This window comes from Serratia sp. 2C06 (assembly GCF_050037615.1).
Lineage (GTDB): Bacteria > Pseudomonadota > Gammaproteobacteria > Enterobacterales > Enterobacteriaceae > Serratia > Serratia ureilytica.
The window spans coordinates 4,607,183-4,629,684 of the sequence record NZ_CP188299.1 but is presented as its reverse complement, the minus strand read 5'-3'; the positions used below and the strand labels follow the sequence as shown (position 1 = coordinate 4,629,684).

At 60.4% G+C, this 22,502-nt stretch carries 18 protein-coding genes; 5 read left to right on the top strand and 13 right to left on the bottom strand.

Going from position 1 to position 22,502, the window contains the following annotated elements; all coding sequences use genetic code 11:
• Positions 1–26 precede the first annotated feature (26 nt).
• Positions 27–1,223 (top strand): Bcr/CflA family multidrug efflux MFS transporter, encoded by a 1,197-nt coding sequence (locus ACP3TA_RS22585; RefSeq protein WP_033652528.1) that lies wholly within the window; start codon positions 27–29, stop codon positions 1,221–1,223.
• A gap of 595 nt (positions 1,224–1,818) precedes the next feature.
• Positions 1,819–2,163: a YejG family protein gene (locus ACP3TA_RS22580; protein ID WP_004935763.1), complete on the top strand. Its 345-nt coding sequence runs from the start codon at positions 1,819–1,821 to the stop codon at positions 2,161–2,163.
• Between the two features lie 8 nt (positions 2,164–2,171).
• Here ACP3TA_RS22580 and yejF read toward each other — a convergent pair whose 3' ends face one another.
• From yejF to ACP3TA_RS22540, 8 genes are all read right to left on the bottom strand, one after another.
• Positions 2,172–3,782 carry a microcin C ABC transporter ATP-binding protein YejF gene (yejF, locus tag ACP3TA_RS22575; protein ID WP_033643820.1) on the bottom strand — a complete coding sequence of 537 codons (1,611 nt, stop codon included), beginning with the start codon at positions 3,780–3,782 and terminating at the stop codon, positions 2,172–2,174.
• Between the two features lies 1 nt (position 3,783).
• Complete coding sequence (locus ACP3TA_RS22570) at positions 3,784–4,809, bottom strand: ABC transporter permease (protein ID WP_042785062.1); 1,026 nt, start codon at positions 4,807–4,809, stop codon at positions 3,784–3,786.
• Positions 4,806–5,900, bottom strand: a complete 1,095-nt coding sequence (locus ACP3TA_RS22565) for a microcin C ABC transporter permease YejB (protein WP_033643818.1) — start codon at positions 5,898–5,900, stop codon at positions 4,806–4,808. The genes ACP3TA_RS22570 and ACP3TA_RS22565 overlap by 4 nt, the downstream gene beginning before the upstream one ends.
• Positions 5,901–5,909: 9 nt before the next feature.
• Complete coding sequence (locus tag ACP3TA_RS22560) at positions 5,910–7,721, bottom strand: extracellular solute-binding protein (protein WP_206196214.1); 1,812 nt, start codon at positions 7,719–7,721, stop codon at positions 5,910–5,912.
• A gap of 89 nt (positions 7,722–7,810) precedes the next feature.
• On the bottom strand, positions 7,811–9,397 hold the full coding sequence (locus ACP3TA_RS22555; protein ID WP_103100941.1) for a cyclic di-GMP phosphodiesterase: 1,587 nt from the start codon (positions 9,395–9,397) through the stop codon (positions 7,811–7,813).
• A gap of 391 nt (positions 9,398–9,788) precedes the next feature.
• Positions 9,789–10,364 carry a bifunctional murein DD-endopeptidase/murein LD-carboxypeptidase gene (gene mepS, locus ACP3TA_RS22550; protein WP_033643815.1) on the bottom strand — a complete coding sequence of 192 codons (576 nt, stop codon included), beginning with the start codon at positions 10,362–10,364 and terminating at the stop codon, positions 9,789–9,791.
• A 410-nt stretch (positions 10,365–10,774) separates the two neighbouring features.
• The gene (locus tag ACP3TA_RS22545) at positions 10,775–11,485 is read right to left on the bottom strand and encodes a phosphatase PAP2 family protein (RefSeq protein ID WP_033643814.1); all 711 of its coding nucleotides are present in this window, start codon (positions 11,483–11,485) and stop codon (positions 10,775–10,777) included.
• Between the two features lie 77 nt (positions 11,486–11,562).
• Positions 11,563–12,537, bottom strand: a complete 975-nt coding sequence (locus ACP3TA_RS22540; RefSeq protein WP_206196213.1) for a CobW family GTP-binding protein — start codon at positions 12,535–12,537, stop codon at positions 11,563–11,565.
• A gap of 319 nt (positions 12,538–12,856) precedes the next feature.
• Between ACP3TA_RS22540 and ACP3TA_RS22535 the strand changes: the two genes are divergently transcribed.
• Positions 12,857–13,165, top strand: coding sequence for a type 1 fimbrial protein (locus ACP3TA_RS22535; RefSeq protein WP_004935734.1), 309 nt, complete (start codon positions 12,857–12,859; stop codon positions 13,163–13,165).
• 61 nt (positions 13,166–13,226) lie between these two features.
• Here ACP3TA_RS22535 and ACP3TA_RS22530 read toward each other — a convergent pair whose 3' ends face one another.
• Positions 13,227–14,699 (bottom strand): mannitol dehydrogenase family protein, encoded by a 1,473-nt coding sequence (locus tag ACP3TA_RS22530; protein ID WP_033652533.1) that lies wholly within the window; start codon positions 14,697–14,699, stop codon positions 13,227–13,229.
• Positions 14,700–14,991: 292 nt separating this feature from the next.
• Here ACP3TA_RS22530 and uxuA point away from each other — a divergent pair, with 292 nt between their 5' ends.
• Entirely contained in the window at positions 14,992–16,182 is a 1,191-nt protein-coding gene (gene uxuA, locus ACP3TA_RS22525) for a mannonate dehydratase (RefSeq protein ID WP_033643811.1), read from the top strand.
• Positions 16,183–16,224: 42 nt separating this feature from the next.
• Here the strand turns inward: uxuA and yeiP are convergent, their stop codons facing one another.
• Complete coding sequence (gene yeiP, locus ACP3TA_RS22520) at positions 16,225–16,797, bottom strand: elongation factor P-like protein YeiP (RefSeq protein WP_004935725.1); 573 nt, start codon at positions 16,795–16,797, stop codon at positions 16,225–16,227.
• A gap of 126 nt (positions 16,798–16,923) precedes the next feature.
• Entirely contained in the window at positions 16,924–18,168 is a 1,245-nt protein-coding gene (mtr, locus tag ACP3TA_RS22515) for a tryptophan permease (protein ID WP_047025330.1), read from the bottom strand.
• Positions 18,169–18,439: 271 nt separating this feature from the next.
• Here mtr and ACP3TA_RS22510 point away from each other — a divergent pair, with 271 nt between their 5' ends.
• Positions 18,440–18,694, top strand: coding sequence for a YkgJ family cysteine cluster protein (locus ACP3TA_RS22510; protein ID WP_019453627.1), 255 nt, complete (start codon positions 18,440–18,442; stop codon positions 18,692–18,694).
• Here the strand turns inward: ACP3TA_RS22510 and ACP3TA_RS22505 are convergent.
• Both ACP3TA_RS22505 and torA read right to left on the bottom strand, forming a co-directional pair.
• Positions 18,691–19,866 (bottom strand): sugar efflux transporter, encoded by a 1,176-nt coding sequence (locus ACP3TA_RS22505; RefSeq protein WP_426784442.1) that lies wholly within the window; start codon positions 19,864–19,866, stop codon positions 18,691–18,693. The genes ACP3TA_RS22510 and ACP3TA_RS22505 overlap by 4 nt on opposite strands.
• A gap of 155 nt (positions 19,867–20,021) precedes the next feature.
• Positions 20,022–22,496, bottom strand: a complete 2,475-nt coding sequence (gene torA, locus ACP3TA_RS22500) for a trimethylamine-N-oxide reductase TorA (protein ID WP_101453943.1) — start codon at positions 22,494–22,496, stop codon at positions 20,022–20,024.
• Between the last annotated feature and the right edge of the window lie 6 nt (positions 22,497–22,502).

Genomic DNA, 22,502 nt, shown 5'->3' with positions numbered 1-22,502 from the left:
TGCGGCCGATTAAGGAGTCGTGGAACGTGCAACAGAACCGAACCTCTCATCTCGGTTTGATTTTCATTCTGGGCCTGCTGTCCATGCTGATGCCGCTGGCCATCGACATGTACCTGCCCAGCATGCCGGTGATCGCCGCCCAGTTTGGCGTCGAGTCCGGCAGCGTGCAGATGACGCTCAGCGCCTATATGCTCGGCTTCGCCTTCGGGCAGCTGTTCTATGGGCCGATGTCGGACAGCATCGGCCGCAAACCGGTGATCCTGTGGGGAACGCTGATCTTCGCCATCGCCGGTTGCGCCTGCGCCATGGCGCAGTCGATCGATCAGCTGATCGGATTGCGTTTCTTGCACGGCCTGGCCGCCGCCGCCGCCAGCGTGGTGATCAACGCCTTGATGCGCGATATGTTCACCAAGGACGAGTTCTCGCGCATGATGTCGTTCGTCATTCTGGTGATGACCATCGCGCCGCTGCTGGCGCCGATGATCGGCGGGGCGCTGCTGCTGTGGTTCAACTGGCATGCCATCTTCTGGACCATGGGCGCCGCAGCGCTGATCGGTTCACTGCTGGTGGCCTTGTTCATCAAGGAGACGTTGCCGAAAGAGCGGCGACAGCGGTTCCACCTGCGCACTACGCTGGGCAACTTCGGTTCGCTGTTCCGCCACAAGCGGGTGCTGAGCTACATGCTGGCCAGCGCCTTCTCGTTCGCCGGCATGTTCTCGTTCCTCAGCGCCGGGCCGTTCGTCTACATCGAACTGAACCAGGTTTCGCCGCAGCACTTCGGTTACTACTTTGCGCTGAATATCGTCTTCCTGTTCCTGACGACGCTGATCAACAGCCGCAACGTGCGGCGATTCGGCGCGGTCAAGATGTTCAAACTGGGGCTGCTGGTGCAGCTGGCGATGGGGCTGTGGCTGCTGGCGGTGAGCGCCGTTGGGCTGGGCTTCTGGGCGCTGGTGATCGGCGTAGCGGTCTATCTGGGGTGCATCGCGATGATCTCCTCCAACGCCATGGCGGTGATCCTGGATGATTTTCCGCATATGGCGGGCACCGCGTCTTCCCTGGCCGGCACGTTGCGGTTCAGCATCGGCGCGCTGGTAGGTGCGGTGCTGTCGATGGCGCCGGGCAAGAGCGCCTGGCCGATGGTCACCTCGATGGCGCTGTGCAGCATTGTGGCGGTGTTGTTCTATCTGTACGCCAGCCGGCCGCGCGATCGCGCAGCCTGACGTTCTCCTGGTTCGGGGCGAAGTTGCCCCGAGCCGTCACAGGGTTGCGCCTTGCCAGTTTGCGGTGCAACCGGCAATGAAAATTTTGTTGCTAAACATATGCCTGCTAATCAATGAGTCATTTACCCTTCTGTGTGCTTTTTGTTAAAAAATACCGTCGCTGAGCTGCCCGATATCCTCCGGTATGCGCGGCGTTTTGCCGGCGGGTCGGTGCGGGCGGTTTGCATTAGGGGTGATGTAAATCAAGGTATTAGCGGAGGACGGTGCGCTAACGCGACGGGTGAAATGTTTCTTCAATGTAAAAATATGGCGACGAAAAAGTAGTCGCATTGCAAGAAAAAAGAGTTGAGATCGCTGCGGGAAAGGGTTACATATAACGCAAAAATGCGAGCTGAGTCGCAAAATGCCGTGAAATAACACCGCACGGCGCGCCAAAAAATGGCACGGCATCGGCAAGCACGGGGTCAGGTTAATGGCTTGCGGCAAAATTTACATTTAAATAACATTTGTGCGCGGCAGAGTCGGGAGTCAACGGCTATAACTTAGTAACCCTGTCAGGTAAAAGTGTTTCACCTTTTCAAACTAGGGATTTCATGTGGAGAGTATCCAACTTTCGGTAGTGCATCGCTTGCCGCAAAGTTATCGTTGGCTATCCGGTTTCACCGGCGTAAAGGTCGAACCGATTCCGTTTAACGGAATAGACGAGGATAACAACCTGATTGGGCTGAAGCTGCTCAGCCATGAAGGGGCCGAGGCCTGGCAGGTGATGCAACAGCTTAATCTGTCGTTGCAGGAGATTCAGGTCGACTGCGCGATCGTCGAGTGGGAAGGGGAACCTTGCCTGTTCGTGCAGCGCAGCGATGAGAGCGCGACGATGTGCCGCCTGAAAAACGTCGGCGCCGCGATCGCCGAACCGCTCAGCGCGCAATACCCCTTCTGAATTCGCCGCTAATCCGCCAACTGCAACAGTTGTCGGGTATAGTCGGCTGCGGGCGCCGCGAAAATCGCCCGGCAGTCTCCCTGCTCAACCACTTCTCCCTGTCGCAGCACAATCACCTGGTGGCACAGCGAACGCACCACCTGCAGGTCATGGCTGATGAACAGATAAGCCAGCCGGTGGCGTTGCTGCAGCGATTTCAGCAGCGTCAGGATCTGCGCCTGCACCGATTTATCCAGCGAAGAGGTCGGCTCGTCGAGGATCAGCAGCTGCGGCTGCAGGATCAGCGCGCGCGCGATGGCGATGCGCTGGCGCTGGCCGCCGGAAAACTCGGTGGGGTAGCGGTGGCGCAGCTGCGGATCCAGGCCGACCTCCTGCAACACCTCGATCACGCGCTGTTCCCGCTGCTCGGCGTTCAGCCGCTGGTGCACTTCCAGCCCTTCGGCGATGATCTGCTGTACGTTCAGGCGCGGGTTGAGGGCGGAATACGGATCCTGGAAGACGATTTGCATCCGGCTGCGGTAGGGCAGCATTTGTTTCATCGTCAGCGGGTGCAGCGGTTCGCCGTCGAACCAGATGGCCCCCTGCGAGGCCAGCAGACGCAATAGCGCCAGCCCGGTGGTGCTTTTACCCGATCCGGATTCCCCCACCAGCCCCACGCTCTCTCCGGCGCGCAGTTCGAAACTCAATGACTTCAACGCATAGTGATAATCCACCGTGCGGCGCAGCAGGCCGCGCCGAATGGGGAATCGCACCTGCAGATCTTCCACCTTGAGCAGCGGCCGCTCATCGCCGGGGCGCGCGCTGGCTGCGGCCGGCAGCGGCAGCGGTTCGCCGACGTCCTCGGCGGCCAGCAGTTGCCGTGTGTAGGGATGCTGCGGCCGGCTGAACAGCTGTGCGCGGCCGTTTTGCTCCACGCAACGGCCCTGACGCATCACCGCCACGTTGTCCGCCAGACGGCGCACAATATTCAGGTTATGGGTGATGAACAGCAACCCCATGCCCATTTCTTGTTTCAATTCTTGCAACAGCGTCAGGATTTGCGCCTGGATAGTTACGTCGAGCGCGGTGGTGGGTTCGTCGGCAATCAACAATTTCGGGCGGGTTAACACCGCCATGGCGATCATCACGCGTTGGCGTTCACCGCCGGAGAGCTGATGCGGATAGTCCTGCAACCGGGTTTTGGCCTGGCGGATGCCGACGCGCTCCAGACAGTCGACGATCTCTGCGCGTGCGGCTTCGCGCCGCAGGCCGCGGTGCAGCATCAGCACTTCCGCCAGTTGCTTCTCAATGGTGTGCAGCGGATTGAGCGACACCATCGGTTCCTGAAAGATCATCGCGATCTGATTGCCGCGCACCTTGCGCAGTTCAGCCTCCGGCGCATGCAGCAACGAGTTGCCGTTGAACAGAATATCGCCGCCAGGGTAAACCACCGGCGGCGCGGGCAGCAGTCGCAGTATCGACAGGGCGGTGACGCTTTTGCCGGAGCCGGATTCTCCCACCAGCGCCAGCGTTTCCGCCGGGGCTATCTGCAAAGAGAGTTCGTTGACCACCGGCGTGACGGCGTCGCCCTGGCGGAAGGCGATGCTGAGATCCTGGATGGCGAGCAGAGGTGTAGCCATATCAATGCGCCTTGCTGGGGTCAAAGGCGTCGCGTACCGCTTCGCCGATAAAGATTAATAACGACAGCAGCACTGCCAGCACCAGGAAGGCGGTGATGCCGAGCCACGGCGCCTGCAGATTGTTTTTGCCTTGCAGCAGCAGTTCGCCGAGCGACGGCGAACCGATCGGCAGACCGAAGCCGAGAAAATCGAGCGACGTCAGGGTGGTGATCGAGCCGCAGAGGATAAACGGCAGGAAGGTCAGCGTCGCCACCATGGCGTTGGGCAGCATGTGGCGGGACATGATCACGCGATCCGGCACGCCCATGGCGCGCGCGGCGCGGATATAGTCATAGTTGCGGGTGCGCAGGAACTCGGCGCGCACTACGCCCACCAGGCTCATCCAGCCGAAAAGAATAGTGATGCCGAGCAGCCACCAGAAATTGGGCTGGACGATGCTCGACAGCAGAATGATCAGAAACAGCGTCGGCATGCCCGACCACACTTCGATAAAGCGTTGCCCCCACAGATCGAAACGCCCGCCGTAATACCCCTGTGTCGCGCCGACGCACACGCCGATCAGGCTGGAAAACAGCGTCAGCGCCAGGCCGAACAGCATCGAAATGCGAAAACCATACAGCACGCGGGCCAGCACGTCGCCGCCGTTGCTGTCGGTGCCCAGCAGGTTATGGCGCGAAGGCGGGGAGGGGAAGGGCACCTCGGTGGCGAAGTTGATCGTGTCGTAGCTGAAACGGATCGGCGCCCAGATCGCCCAGCCATGGCGGTCGATTTGGCGCTGGACGAACGGATCCTGATAGTCGGCTTCGGTGTTCAGTTCGCCGCCGAACGCGGTTTCGCTGTAGTTGATCATAAACGGCAGGTATAGCCGGCCTTCATAACGCACCAACAGCGGTTTGTCGTTGGCGATAAGATCGGCGGCCAGGCTGAGCGTGAACAGCGCCAGAAAGATCCACAGTGACCAGTAACCGCGGCGGTTGCGGCGAAAACGCGCCCAGCGCGCCTGATTGATCGGGCTAAGGCGGCTCATTGGCGGGCCTCGAAGTCAATGCGCGGATCGACCAGGGTATAGGTGATATCGCTGAGGATGTTCAACAGCAGGCCGATCAGGGTGAAGATATACAGCGTGCCGAACATCACCGGGTAGTCGCGCTGCAGCGTGGCGTCGTAACCCAGCAGCCCCAGTCCGTTGAGCGAGAACATCACCTCAATCAGCAGCGAGCCGGTGAAAAACATGCTGATAAAGGTGGCCGGAAAACCGGCGATCACCAGCAGCATGGCGTTGCGGAACACGTGGCGGTACAGGATCTTTTTCTCGTCCAGGCCCTTGGCGCGGGCGGTGGTGACGTACTGTTTGCGGATCTCGTCGAGGAACGAGTTTTTGGTCAGCATGGTCAGGGTGGCGAAACCGCCGATCACCGTCGCCAGCACCGGCAGCGTGATGTGCCACAGATAGTCGGCGATCTTCGCCGGCCACGAGAGGGTATCGAAGTTGCTGGAGACCAGGCCGCGCAGCGGGAACCAGTCGAGATAGCTGCCGCCGGCGAACAGCACGATCAGCAGGATGGCGAACAGGAACGCCGGAATGGCGTAGCCGATAATGATCAGCGTGCTGCTCCAGGTATCGAACGCGCTGCCGTTGTGGACGGCCTTGCGGATGCCGAGCGGGATCGACACCAGATAGATGATCAGCGTGCTCCAAAGGCCCAGCGTGATGGAGACCGGCAGGCTTTGGCCGATCAGTTGCATCACCGAAGCGCCGCGAAACAGGCTGTCGCCGAAGTCAAAACGCATGTAGTTCCACAGCATGGTGAAGTAGCGTTCGTGCAGCGGTTTATCGAAGCCATAACGCTGGGTGATCTCGGCGATCACCTCCGGATCCAGGCCGCGCGAGCCGCGGTATTGCCCTTCGGTCGCGGCCGGGACGCCGGCTCTGGCGTGCCCCAGGCCTTCATTGACCCCGCCGCTGCCGAAACCGCTGCCCTGACCCAGTTCGATGGCGGCGATGGCCTGATCGACCGGGCCGCCGGGGGCGATTTGCACGATAAAAAAGTTGATGGTGATGATCGCCCACAGCGTAGGGATCACCAGCAACAGTCTGCGTATCAGATAGGCTGCCATGCCGACTCCTTATTGCCGTTGAGCCGGCAAGCGCGCCGCCTTGTTGACGTCGTACCACCAGTTGTCGAAGCCGATGGCGTAGGCCGGGCGGATCGGCGGCGTGGAGAACTTGTCCCAATAGGCGTAGCGGTCGTGGTTGGAGTACCACATCGGCAGCATGTAGCGGTTCCAGGTCAACACCCGATCCAACGCGCGGCCGAGCGGCAGCAGCGCTTTTTCGTCGCCCTGATGCTCAGCGATTTGCCTGACCAGGCTGTCGACCGCCGGGTCCTTGACGCCGGGGGTGTTATAGCTGGAGTTGATGTACTCCGAATCCCAAATGATGCGTAAATTGGCGGTGGGGAACGGCATCGCCATGTACACCGTCGGCATCATATCGAAGTCGCGTTCGCGCATGCGGCGCGTATATTGCGAGGCGTCGATCTCGCGGATTGCCATATCGATGCCCAACCGCTGCAGGTTGTGGCGGAACGGCAACACGTACTGGAAGTTGCTGCCGCTCAGCAGCATCAGCTCAAAGGCGAACGGCTGGCCGGTTTTGGCGTTGACCAACTTTTGATTTTTGACCACCCAACCGGCCTCTTGCAACAGTTGGGTCGCCTTCAGCAGATTTTGCCGATCGTTGCCGCTGCCGTCGGAGGCGGGCGGTTGATAGATGCTGGTGAACACCTCAGGCGGCACCTGGCCTTTGAGCGGCGCCAGCAGCGCCAGTTCGGCGGCGTCCGGATAGCCGCGGGCGGCGTAGGCGGTGTTTTGGAAATAGCTGTCGGCGCGTTGATAGGCGTTGTAATACAGCGCCTTGTTCATCCAGTTAAAGTCGAAAGCCAGGGTGATCGCCTCGCGCACGCGCGGGTCGGCAAACAGCGGTTTTTGGATGTTGAACGCCAGCCAGCGGGTGTTTTGCGCCGCCTGGTTGGTCTCGTCCTGTTTGATGATGTAGTTGCGCGCGAAGTTGCCGCCCTGATACTGGGTGGCCCAGCTCTTGGGCGACGGCTCGATGCGGAAATCGTAAGCGCCGGCCTTGAACGCTTCCAGCGCCACTTTATCGTCCAGATAATAATCGTAGCGAATGCTGTCGAAGTTATAGCGGCCGCGGTTCACCGGCAGGTTGGCGGCCCAGTAGTCGCGCACCCGTTGATAGGTGATGTACTGGCCGAGGCGATAATCGCCGATTTTATACGGGCCGCTGGCCAGCGGCGGCGTGTTGAGCGGCTCGTTGAGCTTATGGTTTTGCCAAAAGGCGGCCGGGAGAATAGGCAGGCTGCCGAATAACGACAGCATCGCTTCTTTGTTCGGCTGCGGGAATTCAATGCGCACCGTCAACCGAGAGATGGCTTTGACCGTGACGCCTTTGTAGTAGGAGCGAAACTGCGGAACGCCCTCGGCCATGAATTTGCTGAAGGTGAAGGCCACGTCGGCGGCGGTGATCGGGCTGCCGTCGTGGAAACGCGCGCGGGCGTTGATATCCACTTCCACCCAACGCATGTCGGCCGGGAAGCGCGCCGATTCGGCAATCAACGGATAAAAGCTGCCGGGTTCGTCGTCGGACGTTGCGAACAGAGTATCGTAGAGTTCGTCGGTACGCGCGCCGGGCACGCCCCGGGTAGCGAAGCGGTTGAAGTTATCGTAGGTGCCGATGGTCGCCAGGCGCACGTCGCCGCCCTTGGGGGCCGCCGGATTGACGTAGTCGAAATGGCTGAAGTCGGCGGCGTATTTCGGTTCACCGAGAAGGGCGAAAGCGTAGCTTTCGTTGAGGGCTTCGGCCTGCGAGGCGAAGCTCAGTGCCGAAAGCACCAGAGCAGCGAAAATGCGCACGGACATCAGACGGTAAGCTCCTGCTGTGGAATAAAGTACAACCGGCGCCCAGCATAACATTCTTCGGGCGGACGCAGGGTAAAGATGCTTAAAGATTAACTATTTTTTTCCTGATAATCAAAGACCTGATGAGCATTGCAGTAAGCGAGGAAATTAGCGATGCTAAGCGGCTTGCTGAAGTAATAGCCCTGCATGAAGTTAACGCCGCGTTCTTGCAGGAACTGCATCTGCTCGGCGGTTTCCACGCCTTCGGCCACCGTCAGCATTTTCAGCTTTTTCGCCAGCGAAATCACCGCATCCAGCACCGGTGCGGTGACGGTGTCCTGGCCGATGGTGTTGACGAAGCCGCGATCAATCTTCAGGTAATCCATGGTGAAACGCTCAAGATAGATCAACGCGCTGTGGCCGGTGCCAAAATCGTCCACCGCGATCTCGATGCCCTGTTTATGCAGCCAGTCGAACTCCGCCAGCGCGCTCTCTTCTTCCACCATGCCGCGTTCGGTGATTTCAAACACCAGCGTAAAGTAATCGCCCGGCAGCTGCGCCAACAGTTCATACACGTCCTGATGGAATGACGGCGCGCTAAGGTGGGCGGGGGAAATATTGAGGCCGACCTTGCCTCCCCGCGGCAGCGCCTTGGCGAGCTGCGGCGCATCTTCGGCAATCAGCCTGAACAGATGGCGGGTGAGCGGCACGATCAGCCCGTTGCTTTCGGCGTACGGGATAAAGACATCCGGGGGAATGCGGCCCTCGATAGGATGCTGCCAGCGGATCAACGCTTCCAGCCCGCCGATGCTGTTGCTGCCGGTATGGAACACCGGCTGATATTCGATGAAGAACTCGTTGCGCTTGATGCCGCGCAGCAGCGCGCGCTCCGGGCTTTGCCGCAACAGCAGCATGTAGTAGCAGAGCACGCCGATCATCAGCGACAGCACCAGGCTGCCCAGCAGCGTCAGGCGAATATCGTTGGGCGTCAGTTTCTCGTTGTAGAACAGGATGCTCAGCGGCAGATTGGGCAGCGTCAGGGTGTCCGCCTTGTCTTGCGGCAACTGCGCGATCGGCATCAGGTTCGGGCTGAAGGTGGTCAGCGCGCGGTTGCCCATCACGATGGCGATGCCCGGCGCCTGCTCGTCATGCGAAGTGAACAGCAGGTAGGGCATCAAATTGATGTCCAGCGTGGCGAGGATGCCGGTCGCCGATGCGCCAGGATGCCGCAGCCAAACCGCGACCGCCGGCTTGTCCGGCACGATCGGCGTGCCCTGCTGCAGCTTCAGATCCAAAGGCAGGTGGATATCGATGTCCTGATACAGGTTTTTCATCGGCAGCATCATGTCGCCGGTGGCGGAGGAGCAGTAGGCGTAACCGTCTTTCACCAGCAGGAAGGTGCGTACGCCGCTGGTAAAGGCCGCCTGATAGGTGATGTCTGACTGGCTTGAGAGGCAGGGTTTGTCCAGCAGCGGCATCATTTTTTGCATGACATCCGTCAGGTGCGAGATATAACCCAGCGCGAATTTTTGCGTACGCGCTTCAACCTTGTGTTGATATTGCGTGCGCTGGTGGTTGATCAAAGAAAGTGTGACCGCGGTGAATAGCGTAAAAAATAGCAGGGCGGCGACAACGCTTTTGGCCAGACTGCGCTGTCGGTGCGACACGCTGCGAGAGAACGCCCTTTTCAAGCCCATAACCGAGACCTCTGCAACGGGGCGTCAGGCGTGTCGCGCAGCCATTTAATGGATTGTGCCAACGGCTTTTTTTTCATTTTTTGCCTTTTATCCCGTACCCAACCGGCGACGCGTTTAAATACAAGGCGTCGCCGACAGAAATATAATGCACCTATTAAGCGGAAACGTTTTAAATAACGCCGGGCGCGCCGTTGCCGTCATCTGACGATAATAGGCGAGTTTTTCCTCGTCGGCGCGATTTCCGGCCGGCAGTTTATCAAAATAATGGTGTGAGGTGACGATAAGGCCTGGCTCAGCCCCGGTGGCTCTCGTTCGACAGCCAAAAAAAACGCCGCCCGTAGGCGGCGTTTATCGCTCGTTTGGTATTCAGGATCTTCAGGGCGTTGCGCCGTCAGCCGTTGGTCAACACTCGGCGCGCTTCTCGATAACGTTTATTCCAATAGTTATCGGTCAGCTTGGAAATCATGACGCCACTGCTGGTAGAAGCGTGAACGAACTGATCGTTGCCTAAATAGATGCCGACATGGCGCCCGGTAGAACCGGCGCGGAACAGCACCAAATCGCCGGCGCGCAGTTTGGTGCGCTGGATTTTCTTACCGAGGTCTTCCTGTTCGTAGGTAGAACGCGGTAAATCCATGCCGAACTGTTCGCGGAAGGTGCGCTGTACAAACGCCGAGCAATCGATGCCGCGCTTGGTGTCACCGCCTAAACGGTAGCGAACGCCTTTCCAGTCCGCGTACTGATCCATAATCTTTGACTTGACGTCAACGTTGCGGACCATCGCTTCGAATTCATCCTGAGAGGCTTGCAGTAAAAGACCGTCTTTGTCATTAACTGCACGCATCTCAGTTTGTGCGTTACTCAAGTTCGAAGTGTGAGTCGAGCTGCACGCTGACAGCATAACCGCAGCGGCAATTGCAGGGACTACCCGCAAAAAATATCTCAGAAACGGTTGAGATTTGACCATTGTTGTTGTTTTCCCTTGAAGTCCTTAACGACGAAAGTCGCTACCTGAAAAATGCCAAACGAAACGAGCCTAGTCCGCACCTGTTGCATCGACAATCAGTTACCGTTGAAAACGTGCGGGAACGCACATTTTTATCGGATTCCGTACTGATTCGACTTAAACCAGGCACAAACGCATCTGAGATTACCGGAACAAATAGGGGATTGCGAGTCTTTTTCCGGTCTTTTTTATATGAATTTGTGATGTAACATAATGTAAATCTTCATATAAAAAACGCCAATTGTCCGATGTATGAATCTGGCGTGAAATCAGGTTGCAAAAGCGTTAACGGGGGGCGGAGAAATTTTGCGCATCGCGAGGGGATAAAACGCGGGAGGCGGGCGCCTCCCGGAATGACTCATAGACGTAAGTTATGGTTGGCCGGGGCGGTGCTTGCCGGGCAACAGGCGATTCAACCGTTCGATAATCCAGTCGCTGCAAGGCGTCATCAGCACCCAACTGGCGCCAACCAAGACCACGGACAGCGAGCCTACGGCGATATCGGTAAACCAGTGGGCGCCAATCATCACGCGTGGCAATGAAAAGATCAGCGTAATCAGCAGGGCGACGGCGAAGGCGCCGCGGCCGAAATAGCGCAGCATAAAGCAGGAAAAAATAATCAGCATCATGCCGTGGTCGCCGGGGAAGCTGTCGCCGGAGGCGTCCTTGGTGGGGATGCCGGTCAATGCGCTGACGCGATTGATATTGTCGAAGGTCAGGGTGGGGCTCGGATGCTTCACCGGCAGCAGGTGGCCAAGCTGATTCAGCACCACGGCGGTCAGCAGCATTACCACGCCGGTGATCACCAGACGGCGGCGGCCGGCGGCGTCCTGCTTCAGGTAGAAGTACAAATACAGCAGGCCCATGGCGAGCAGTGAAATCACATCGAACGCGCGGTTGTTGGTGATGGCGACCAGGTGCAAAAATGCCGGGTCGGTGGCCAGATGGCGGTTAAAGAAGAAGAAGATCGCCGAATCCAGGGTAAACCAGCCACCGTGATTGGCCGGCAGGAACCAGGACAGAAACAGCGCAACGCCCAGTAAGTTGAAGAAGAGAATGAAGGGTAAATTGCGGCGTGTCATGACATAAACCTGTTGGAAAAATGAAAACGAAACAAAACCGGCCGCCCTGCGGCAACCGGGGGGCAACGGTACGGGGTTTAACTTAAACGAATCTTAAACAAGGCGGATTGCAGGGTGTTCCAGTCGGCATTTTCGCTGTGGATCAGTTCAACCCGGCTGTCGAGCGGCGCGTTCGGGCGGGTTTCGATGTTGAGATCCTGGCCCTGGCGATTGATCAGCAACGTGCCTTCGGGGATGCGCACCACGCCTTTGGCACGTTCGACCGGCGCCAGCCGCACCCATTCCATAAAGCCGACGGTATCGAACCGGGTGTCGCCGTCAAAAATCCAGCCGCAGCTGGTGAAGCCTTGCCCTTCGTTCAGCGCTCGCCGCCAACGCGCGTTCTCCGGCAGCCGCAACGCCGCCAGTCCCTGCGTTTTCGCCTGACCATGATGATGTCGTGCGTCCGGTAATTCTGTACGATTTGTGCGAGGAAGCGACAACAACGCGACATCCGCCTCACCTTGCGCGATGGCGTAGCAGGGCCGCTGCAGCGGATCTTGCGCCGTCCAGGCTTCCAGCGCCCGTCTGTCTTCCGGCCGATAGGTATCGCTTTTGCTGGCCAGGATAACGTCGGCCGCGGCCAGCTGATCGCGGAAGTTTTCGTTGTCGCGGTAGCGGGGCTGACTGAGTTGACGGGCATCCAGCAGGCACAGCGTGGCCTGCAGATCGATCCAGCCGGCATAGCTCTCCTGGGTCAGCAGCGACAGGATTTGCTTCGGATGCCCGAGCCCGGTCGGCTCGATCAGCAGCCGGTCCGGTTTGGTCTGCTGCAACAGCATATTCAGACCCACCTGCATCGGCAGGCCGTTGACGCAGCACATGCAGCCGCCGGGGATCTCTTTGAGCACCGCGCCGCTGTCCGCCAGCAGCGCGCCGTCGATGCCTATTTCGCCGAATTCGTTGACCAGTACCGCCCAGCGTTCATGCTCGGGCTTATGGGCCAGCAAATGGCGGATGGCGGTGGTTTTACCGCTGCCGAGGAAGCCGGTAATCAGATTGGTTTTAGTCATTAATCATTCCTGGGTGCAAAAATCAACCTGCCTAATAAATGAGCGATTCTGCGCGGTCGCGGCGGCGAGCGCGATTTAATTTGTGCTCTACCTCGCAAATTTTGCACGCCACCCTGCGCTTTTCAACCGGCAAAATCCACTTTTCTTTGCAAGAAAATTCTTAGATAAAACCCTGTATTAGATACGGTTAACTTTTGTTAGTAGCTTGTTTTTACATTGTTAATGACGCGATTAACGATCAAATCTCGTCCCTTTCCTTGCGATTATTCCGAACAAGATCCTCTATGGTTAAATTGGCTTAACTAAAAATGAGGTTGCCATGAATACCTTTCGGTTATTTTTGATCGTAGGAATGTTGTTTTCATGGACGGCAGTGAGTCAGGCAGGAGTGGCCGGCGGGGTAATTCGCTTCGTCGGCTCTATCGTTGAAAGTCCTTGCACGGTCAAGATTGCAGATTCTAAGGCGAATACGCAATGTTACCGCAACGGCCAGCATTATCAGGCCCAGCAAGCGTTGTCAGGTTTTGATACTACACGCAAAGAACTTCCGCTGAATCTTGGCACAACCGAAATGAAGTGGGTAGACCAACAGAAGAAACTTGCTGTTATGACGGTCGTTTATCGTTAAGTCGTTCCGCCATGCCGGCGTAACGTTACGTCGGCATGGTTATTCTCAGCCTGCAGGCACTTCACCGCTTCACCCACTCCTTCACCGTTTCACGCGCACCGCGATCGCGCAGTGACAAATAGGCTTGCGTCACCGCCTCGGTAAACGCGGCATGCGTCGCCAACTGTTCGCCAAACACCGATTTCAGCGCCAAGAGCGCCGTTACGCGCCGCCGATCGTCCGGAGTGGCGGCGATCGTCTGTTGCAGGACATCTGCCAGCGGATCGCGAATGTCGATGGGCTGGCCGGCGTCATCGACACCGCCGACGTACCGCATCCAGCCCGCCACGCCCAGCGCCAGCCCGCTATAGTCGCCGCCGTGCCGCAGATGCCAGCGCACGGCGTCCAGCAGGCGCTGCGGCAGCTTTTGCGTGCCGTCCATGGCGATCTGCCAGGTGAGGTGTTGCAGCGCCGGATTGCTGAAGCGCGCGATAAGCTGCGCGGCGTAGTCGGGCAGACTGATGCCGGTGACGCTCAGGGTTGGGGCCTGCTCGCACAGCATCAGCCGCTGTGCGGCGCGGCGGTAGTGCTCGTCCGCCATGCACTCGTTGATATAGCGGTAGCCGCCCAGGTAACCGAGATATGCCAGGAACGAGTGGCTGCCGTTCAGCATGCGCAGCTTCATATGCTCAAACGGCAGCACATCGCGGACCAACTGGGCGCCGGCCAGCTCCCATGCCGGGCGTCCGGCGGCGAAATTGTCTTCCACGACCCATTGAATGAAGGGCTCGCAGGCGATGGCGCATTCGTCACGCACGCCGCCCAGCGCGGCGGCGATCTCATCCAGCGTGGCCGGCGTGGCGGCCGGAACGATGCGATCGACCATGGTGCAGGGGAAGGTGGCGGCGGAGGCTATCCAGTCGGCGAGCGACGGATCCCGCGCCTGCGCCAAATCGAGCACCGCCCGGCGCAGGACGTGGCCGTTCTCCGGAATATTGTCGCAGGAGAGCAGGGTGAAGGCGGGCAGCTCGCGTTCACGCCGCAGCCGCAGCGCCTCCACCAAAATACCGGGCGCGGTCTGCGGCTGATGCGGCGCCGCCAGATCGGCGACGATCCCCGGATGCCGCCGATCCAGCCGCCCGCTGCCGGGTTCGATGCAGTAGCCCTTTTCGGTAATGGTCATCGAGACGATCGCCACCTGCGGCTCGGCCAGCTTCTCCAACACCGCGGCGATGCCCTCCAGCTTGCGGTGCACGCTCTCATGCACTGCGCCGATCACCAGGGCCTGATGGCCGTCCGCGCCTTTCTCCAGCACGCTGTATAAATGATCCTGTTGCCGCAGCGCCTGAAACAGCGGCACGCCGCCGGACAGGCTGATCTCGCAAATGCCCCAGTCGCCGCCCTGGGCGTTCAACACCCGATCGGTCAGCAGCGCCTGATGCGCACGGTGGAACGCGCCGAAACCCAGGTGCACGATGCGGCTGCGCAGGGCCCGGCGATCATAATTCGGTTGCCGGACGGCGCCCGGCAGCGGGGTGTTGGCGATCGTATTCATCTCATCTCCAAAGCGAGTAGACAGCTGGCGGGCCACTTGCGTCAAGTTAGCGGACCAGTTTGCCGACGCATGGACAGCGGGGCGCCAGCGATAAAAAACTGCCCCCAGTCTAAAGTTGTCGGCAGGTTAAGGGAATTGGCCAGGCCAAAATAAGCCAGAATCGTGAAGCGGATCAACCAATGAACGGTTCAATTTTGACAGCGCGCGGCGAAAGAGTAAGTTAAAGCTAGCTGACATCTAAGTTAAACTGGTATAACAACATCGCAATGCGAGACAGGCATAAGGACACAACATGGAACAAACATGGCGTTGGTATGGCCCGAACGATCCGGTCTCTTTGGATGACGTGCGTCAGGCTGGGGCGACCGGGGTGGTCACGGCGCTGCACCATATTGCGAACGGCGAGGTCTGGCCGATCGACGAGATCCGCGCGCGGCAGGCGCTGCTGGCGGAAAAAGGGCTGGTGTGGTCGGTGGTGGAGAGCGTGCCGGTACATGAAGAGATCAAAACCCACAGCGGCGATTGGCGGCGGCATATCGCCAACTATCAACAGACGCTACGCAACCTCGCGGCCTGCGGCATCGACACCGTCTGCTACAACTTCATGCCGATCCTCGACTGGACGCGCACCGATCTGGCCTATTCGCTGCCGGACGGCGCCAAAGCGCTGCGTTTCGATCAAATCGCCTTCGCCGCGTTCGAGCTGTATATCCTGCAACGCGCCGGCGCCGAGGCGGACTATACGGCGCAAGAGCGCAGTCAGGCGGCGGCCTATTTCGCCGCCATGGGCGAGGAGGAGAAAGCCACGCTGACGGGCAATATCATCGCCGGGCTGCCGGGGGCGGAAGAAGGCTATACGTTGGAGCAGTTCCGCCGCCGCCTGGCGGAATACGACGGCATCGACAAGGCGCAGCTGCGCGAAAACATGGCGGTCTTTCTGCGCGCCATCGTGCCGGTGGCGGAAGAGGCCGGCATCCGGCTGGCGGTGCATCCCGACGATCCGCCGCGGCCGATCCTCGGCCTGCCGCGCATCGTCTCCACGATCGAAGACATGCAGTGGCTGAAGCAGACCGTCGACAGCATTCATAACGGTTTCACCCTATGCACCGGTTCCTACGGCGTGCGCGCCGACAACGATCTGGTGCGGATGATTGAAACCTTCGGCGATCGCATTCACTTTACCCACTTACGCGCCACCTGCCGCGAGGAAAACCCGAAAAGCTTCCACGAGGGGGCGCATCTGCAGGGCGATGTGGACATGGTGGCGGTGATCGAAGCGATCCTGACCGAAGAACTGCGTCGGCAGCGGGCGGGCGATCGGCGGCCGATCCCGATGCGCCCCGATCATGGGCATCAGATGCTGGACGATTTGAAAAAGAAAACCAATCCGGGCTATTCGGCCATCGGGCGGTTGAAAGGGCTGGCGGAGCTGCGCGGCGTCGAGCTGGCGCTCAAGCGGCGATTTTTCCCGGAATTGCCGTAGCGGAAAATGAAACGGGGCCGAGTATCGGCCCCGCTGGCGCGACTAGTCGGCGCGGCTCATGTAGCGGCGTTCGGCGATATGAATGCGGATCTTGTCGCCGGCGCTGAGGTATTCCGGCACATGGATCACCAGACCGGTGGCCATGGTGGCCGGCTTGTTGCGGGCGCTGGCGGAAGCGCCTTTGATGCCCGGCGCGGTCTCGACGATTTCCATATCCACGGTCTGCGGCAGCTCCAGCGCCAGCACCTGGCCGTCCAACGTCAGCACCTGCATGCCCGGCAGGCCGCCTTCCGGAATGAACAGCAGTTCGTCTTCGATCTGGTCTTTCTTGAAGATGTACGGCGTGTAATCTTCGTCATCCATAAACACGTATTCTTCGCCGTCGATATAGGAGAAGTTCACCTTGCGGCGCGACAGGGAAATGGTGTCCAGGATATCGTCGCCCTTGAAGCGTTCTTCTACTTTCAGGCCGGTGCGCACGTCGGAGAAGCGCATTTTGTACAGGGTGCTGGCGCCGCGGGCGCTCGGGCTCTGCACGTCGATATCTTTTACCAGCAGCAGCTTGCCGTTGTAGCTGATCGCCATGCCGCGTTTAATTTCGTTAGCTCTTGCCATTTCAATTCATCCGCAATGAAGAGTATTAGAGAAGTTGCGACAAGGTACTCGCGCCGCCGATTTCAGGCAATAGCCCGGCGCAAAAACAGTGCGGGAAAGGGAGGGCGGCAGCCCTCCCGTCGGGGATTACCGGAAGACCGGCAGCAGGCCGAACAGCGACAGAATATGCGCGGCGGCGTTGATCAGTCCAAACAGGATGACGAACAGGATCACGCCGTTGCCGCCCGGTGCGCGATAACCGGCCTGCGGATAACGGCGGCGGCTGGCGCGCGCCATCAGCGCCGGCACGATCACCGCCCAGATGGTGGCCGCCAGCCCGGCGAAGCCGATGGCGTACAGGAAACCGTTCGGGAACAGCAGCGCGGCCAGGGTCGGCGGCACAAAGGTCACCAGCGCGGTCTTGCTGCGCCCGACGGCGTCGTCCTTGAACTTGCAGAAGTCCGCCAGGTAGTCGAACAGGCCCAGCGACACGCCGAGGAACGAGCTGGCCAGCGCCATATAGGAGAAGGCGTTCAGCAGTTGGCTGACGGTCTGGCTGCTGGAGACGTTGCCCATTTGCTTGAGCAGGCTGCCGATATTGCCGCCCTCGGCGATCACCTGCTTAAAGGCGTCGCGCGCGATATTACCCTGAATCACATACTGCCACAGGATGTAGATAGCCAATGCCAACAGGGTGCCGTACACCAGGCTGCGCACCACGGAGCCGCTGTCCTTGTGGTAGTACTTCACCAGCCCGGGAATGTTGCCGTGGTAGCCGAACGAGGTCAGCAGGTAAGGCAATGCCGCCAGGGCGTAAGGCAGATAGCTGGCCTGGTCATCGCCGGTATTGAACAGCACCGCAGGCTGCACGTGGGTGAACATGTCGCCCACCGACATCACGAAGGTGATCACCATGCCGCCGATCAGAATGGTGCTCAGGCGGTCGACCGCGCGGGTGGAGAGCCAGACGATAAACGCCACGACCAGCGCGAACACCAGGCCGGCGGTGGTCTGGCCGACGCCGACGATGCCCTCCAGCGTGTGCGCGATGATCGAACCGCCCGCGGAGATATAGGCGTAGGTCAGGATATACAGCACGAACGCCACCGACAGGCCGTTCACGGCGTTCCAGCCTTTGCCCAGCAGATCCTTGACCATGGTGTTGAAGCTGGCGCCGCTCGGGTAGTGCAGCGTGGCTTCGAGGATCATCAGGCCGGAAAGCAACATGCAGGCCCAGGTATACACCAGCAGCGCGACGGAGCCGCTGAACCAGACACCGGAAGTGACGATCGGAATGGAAAACATGCCGGCGCCTACGGCGGTACCGGCAATGATCATCGCGCCGCCGAGAACGGAAGGGCGGGCCAGCTTCTGGATGGTGTCCGTAGACATGTGCGCTCCTGATGGAAGAGGTTCTTTTGTACTAGCTCAATGGTACATGGGTGCATGGCGCATGTAAAGCGTGGGAATTGCACGCTTCACGCGTTTTTGTCTTTAAATTGCGGCTTTTTGGGTATTTATTCGCCAGGCGGCGAATCCGGCGGGGCAAGACGGTTGCGGGACGAGTGTAAAGATCGCCAAGGCGCAGGGATTCTGCTGGCGGCCGCCGCACGCGGCTGCTATTGTCGCGCTTCTTTTCCCCAGCCCACCAGGAGTAGCGCTGATGGACTGTCGCAGCGACTGCGGCGCTTGCTGTATCGCGCCGTCAATATCCAGCCCGATCCCCGGCATGCCGAACGGCAAGCCCGCCAATACCCGCTGCATTCATTTGGATGAACAGCTACGCTGCGGCCTGTTTCATTCGCCGCTGCGGCCGAAGGTGTGCGGCAGCCTGCAGCCGAGCCGCGACATGTGCCACGATCACCGCGATCAGGCGCTGATCTACCTCGCCAGACTGGAAGCGGACACCGCGCCTTAAGCGTCTTTCAACCGCCACAGACACAGCGTGGCCCCCACCGTCATCGCCAGCGCGGCGTAAAACACCGCATGGTAGTTCCAGATTTCCGCCACCGCGCCGGCGATCGAGCCGGCGATGATCCAGCCCACCCGGGTGGTGTTGGTGAACAGCGTGGTGGCCGCGCCGGCCTGGCCGGGCATCAAATCCTGAAAATAGAGCATGCCGATCCCCGCCAGCACGCCGATAAACGCCGCATTCAGCAGCTGCAGAGCGATGAGCTGCCAGCTGCCGGTGATAAACAGCAGGCCGCAGTAGAACAGCACGCCGGCGACCACCGCCCCGCGCATCAGGCGGCGTTTGCCGCAGCGCTTCGCCGCCAGGCCGGCGAGCAGCATGACCGGGATCTCCAGCCCGGCGGCGGCGCCCATCAATATCCCGGCCAGCCGCTCCGGCAGCCGCAGCTCGTGCACCACGTACAGCGGCATGTTGATCAGGTACATGCTGTTGGCGGTCCACATCAGGGTGCAGGCAACGAACAGCAGCAGCGAATCGCGGCGGTGCTGCTGCGGTGCGGCCAGGGGCGCGTTCGTCGCCGCGGTTTTCGGCATCGAGGGCAGCCGTTTCCACACCAGCAGGCCGCACAGCACAAAGGCCGCCGCGCCCGCCAGATACATGGCCTTAAAGCCGAAGCCCAGCGCCAGCGCGAAGGCGATCGGCGGGCCAATGACCCAGGCCAGGGAGACCTGGGCGCGCATGATGGAGGTGAACATCACCGCCTCGCGGCCGGTACGGTCGGCATGCTCACGCGCCAGCGCAAACATCTGCGGGTTGGCGGTGGAGCCGAAGCTGGTAAGCAGCACGCCGACGATCAGCAGCAGATAGTAGTTGCGGCTCCAGGCGAACAGCGTGAACCCCAGCGCACCCAGCATGCAGCAGAGGAAGATCAGCGATTTGCGGTCGCCTTGTTTATCCGAGCGGCCGGCGAGAAACTGGCTGACCAGAATGCCGATCACCGCGCTGCCGGTAAAGAACAGCCCGACCAGCGCCGGGCGTACCTTGACCTCGGTTTCCAGAAACAGGCTCAGCGTCGGGGTTTGCAACGCACCGGCGATGCCGGTAAGAAACGCCACCGCCAAAAAGGCCAGCGAAGTGAGATCGGGCGTGCGTCGCGTTACTGCGGATGAAGTCGGCATGGCGATGGAGAATTCGTCGAAAAAGTGAGGTCGCGCGCATCATACGCCTGTTGAAAAGAAACGCAAACCGCTATCCCTCGGCGCAGGGTAAGCGGCTTTGTCGCGCGGCGACGAGGAAAACAGAGGGCGCGTTGCGCCCTCTGTTTATCGCGGGATCAGGCGCCTTGCGGCACGGCGTGCGCGGTATTTTTCAGCGCCGGCCCCTGATACTTCTCGATCTGCAGCTGCGCCATCTGCCCGCAGTTGCCCTGCGCCAGGCTGGAGGAGCCGATGTCGAAGGTCAGGCAGTTGACGTTGCCGTTCTTGCACAGCGAGCCGGGCTGTGCCGGATCGGCCGGATCGAACCAGGCGCCTTCGCTGATGCGCACCACGCCAGGCCGCACGTCTTCGCTGACCACCGCCCCTACCAGGATCTGGCCGCGATCGTTAAACGCCCGCACCAGATCGCCGCCGGTAATGCCGCGCGGCTGCGCGTCCTGCGGGTGGATCAGGATCGCTTCACGATCCGCCACCGCGTATTTCTTGCGCAGCGGCGTATTGTCGAGCTGGGAGTGCAGCCGGTTGGTCGGGTGCGCGGTATTGAGCGACAGCGGATACTTGGCCGCTTCCGGCCCGCGATACCACTCGTGCGGCGGCATCCAGGTCGGGATGCCGGGGCAATCCTCATAATGCATTTTGGCGATGGCGTCGGAGTAGATTTCGATCTTGCCCGACGGCGTGCCCAGCGGGTTCAGCAGCGGGTTGTCGCGGTAATCGGCGAAGCGCACCCACTGCTTATTGGCCTCCGGCACCGGGAAACGCACGTAGTTATTGGATTGCCAGAACATGTCGAACGGCGGCAGCGCCACCCGCGCGGCGCGAGCCTGGTTCTTCATGTCGTCGTACATGCCTTTCAGCCACTGGGTTTCGTCCTTGCCCTCGGTAAAGGCTTCCTGTACGCCCAGCCTGGCCGCCATCGCCGAGAAGATGTCGAAGTCGCTGCGCGACTCGTGCTGTGGCGGCACGCATTGATGCATCGGGAACACGTAGAGCTGCGAATAGTCGCCGCCCATTTCCAGATCGTTGCGCTCGTAGCTGGTGGTGGCCGGCAGGACGATATCGGCATGCTTGGCGGTGGCGGTCCAGTAAGGCTCGTTGACCACGATGGTGTCCGGCCGCTGCCAGGCTTTGACCAGGTTATTGGTGTCCTGATGCTGGTGGAAGGTGTTGCCACCCGCCACATACACCATTTTCACCTCGGGGTAGGTGACCTTGGCGCCGTTGAAGTCGATGGTTTTGCCCGGATTGCTCAGGCATTCGGCGATGCGCGCTACCGGGATCGGCGCCGGCGAGTTCTTCGGCGCGTTGCCGGCGGAGATGCCGGCGATGATGCCGCCCTTGGCGGTCGGGCTGCCGCCCGACGAATAGTGGTAGCTGAAGCCGAAGCCGCCGCCCGGCAGGCCGATCTGGCCGAGCATCGCCGCCACCGTCACCAGCAGCCAGTGCTGCTGTTCGCCGTGATGCTGGCGCTGAATGCCCCAGCCGCCCATGATCATGGTGCGATGCTTCGCCATCTCGCGCGCCAGCGCGCGCAGCGTGTCGGCATCGACGCCGCTGATGTCGGCCGCCCATTCGGCGGTTTTCGCCACGCCGTCGCTCTCGCCCAGCAGGTAGGCCTGGAACTTGTCGAAGCCGACGGTATAGGTTTTCAGGAAGTCCGGGTTATGCAGCTTCTCGGTCAGCAGCGTATGGGCAATGCCGATCAGCATGGCGCCGTCGGTGTAAGGGCGCGGGGCGATCCACTGCGCATTGACGAACTTGGCGCTGTCGTTGTGTACCGGATCGATGCTGATCACCCGGGTGCCTTTTTTCTTCAGCGCCTCGAAGCCGGTCTGGCCGACGTGATCCGGCACGTTCCAGCTGTTTTTCAGCGTGACCATCGGGTTGCAGCCCCACAGGATCACCAGCTCGCTGTTCTCGATCACGTTCGGCCAGGCGGTCTGCTGTTCGTAGACCTCCATCGAGCCGACCACGTGCGACATGATCACCTGCGCCGCGCCGGTGGAGTAGTCGCCGGCGTAGCCGAGGAAGCCGCCGGTCAGGTTCATCAGGCGCTGCAGCAGCGTGCGGCTGTTGTGCAGCATGCCGACGCTTTTCCAGCCGTAGGAACCGGCGTAGATCGACTGCGGGCCGTGATCTTTTTGCAGGCGGGTGATCTCATTGCACACCAGCTCGGTTGCTTTGTCCCAGCTGACGCGCACCCACTCGTCGCGGCCGCGCAGCTCGGTGCGGCTGCCGGGGCCGCCTTCCAGCCAGCTTTTGCGCACCATCGGGTATTTGATGCGGTTCTCGGCGTGCACCTGATAAGGCGCCATGGTGATCAGCTCATTGGGATACGGATCGTCCTGCACCGGCTGCACGCCGACCATCTTGCCGTCCTGCACGATGGCTTCAAACGCGCCCCAGTGGGCGCCGGTCAGGATGCCTTTCTGCGCCTGACGCAAGACGATGAACTGCGGCAGCGCTTCGCTGATGGCCTGCGCCAGCGCCGCTTTGGGCCATAATCCCGCCAGCAGCGGGGCGGCGGTGAGCGCGGCGGCGCCGGTCAGGAAGCGGCGGCGGCTCATGGTTAACGGTTTTTGGTTGCTCATTGCGCT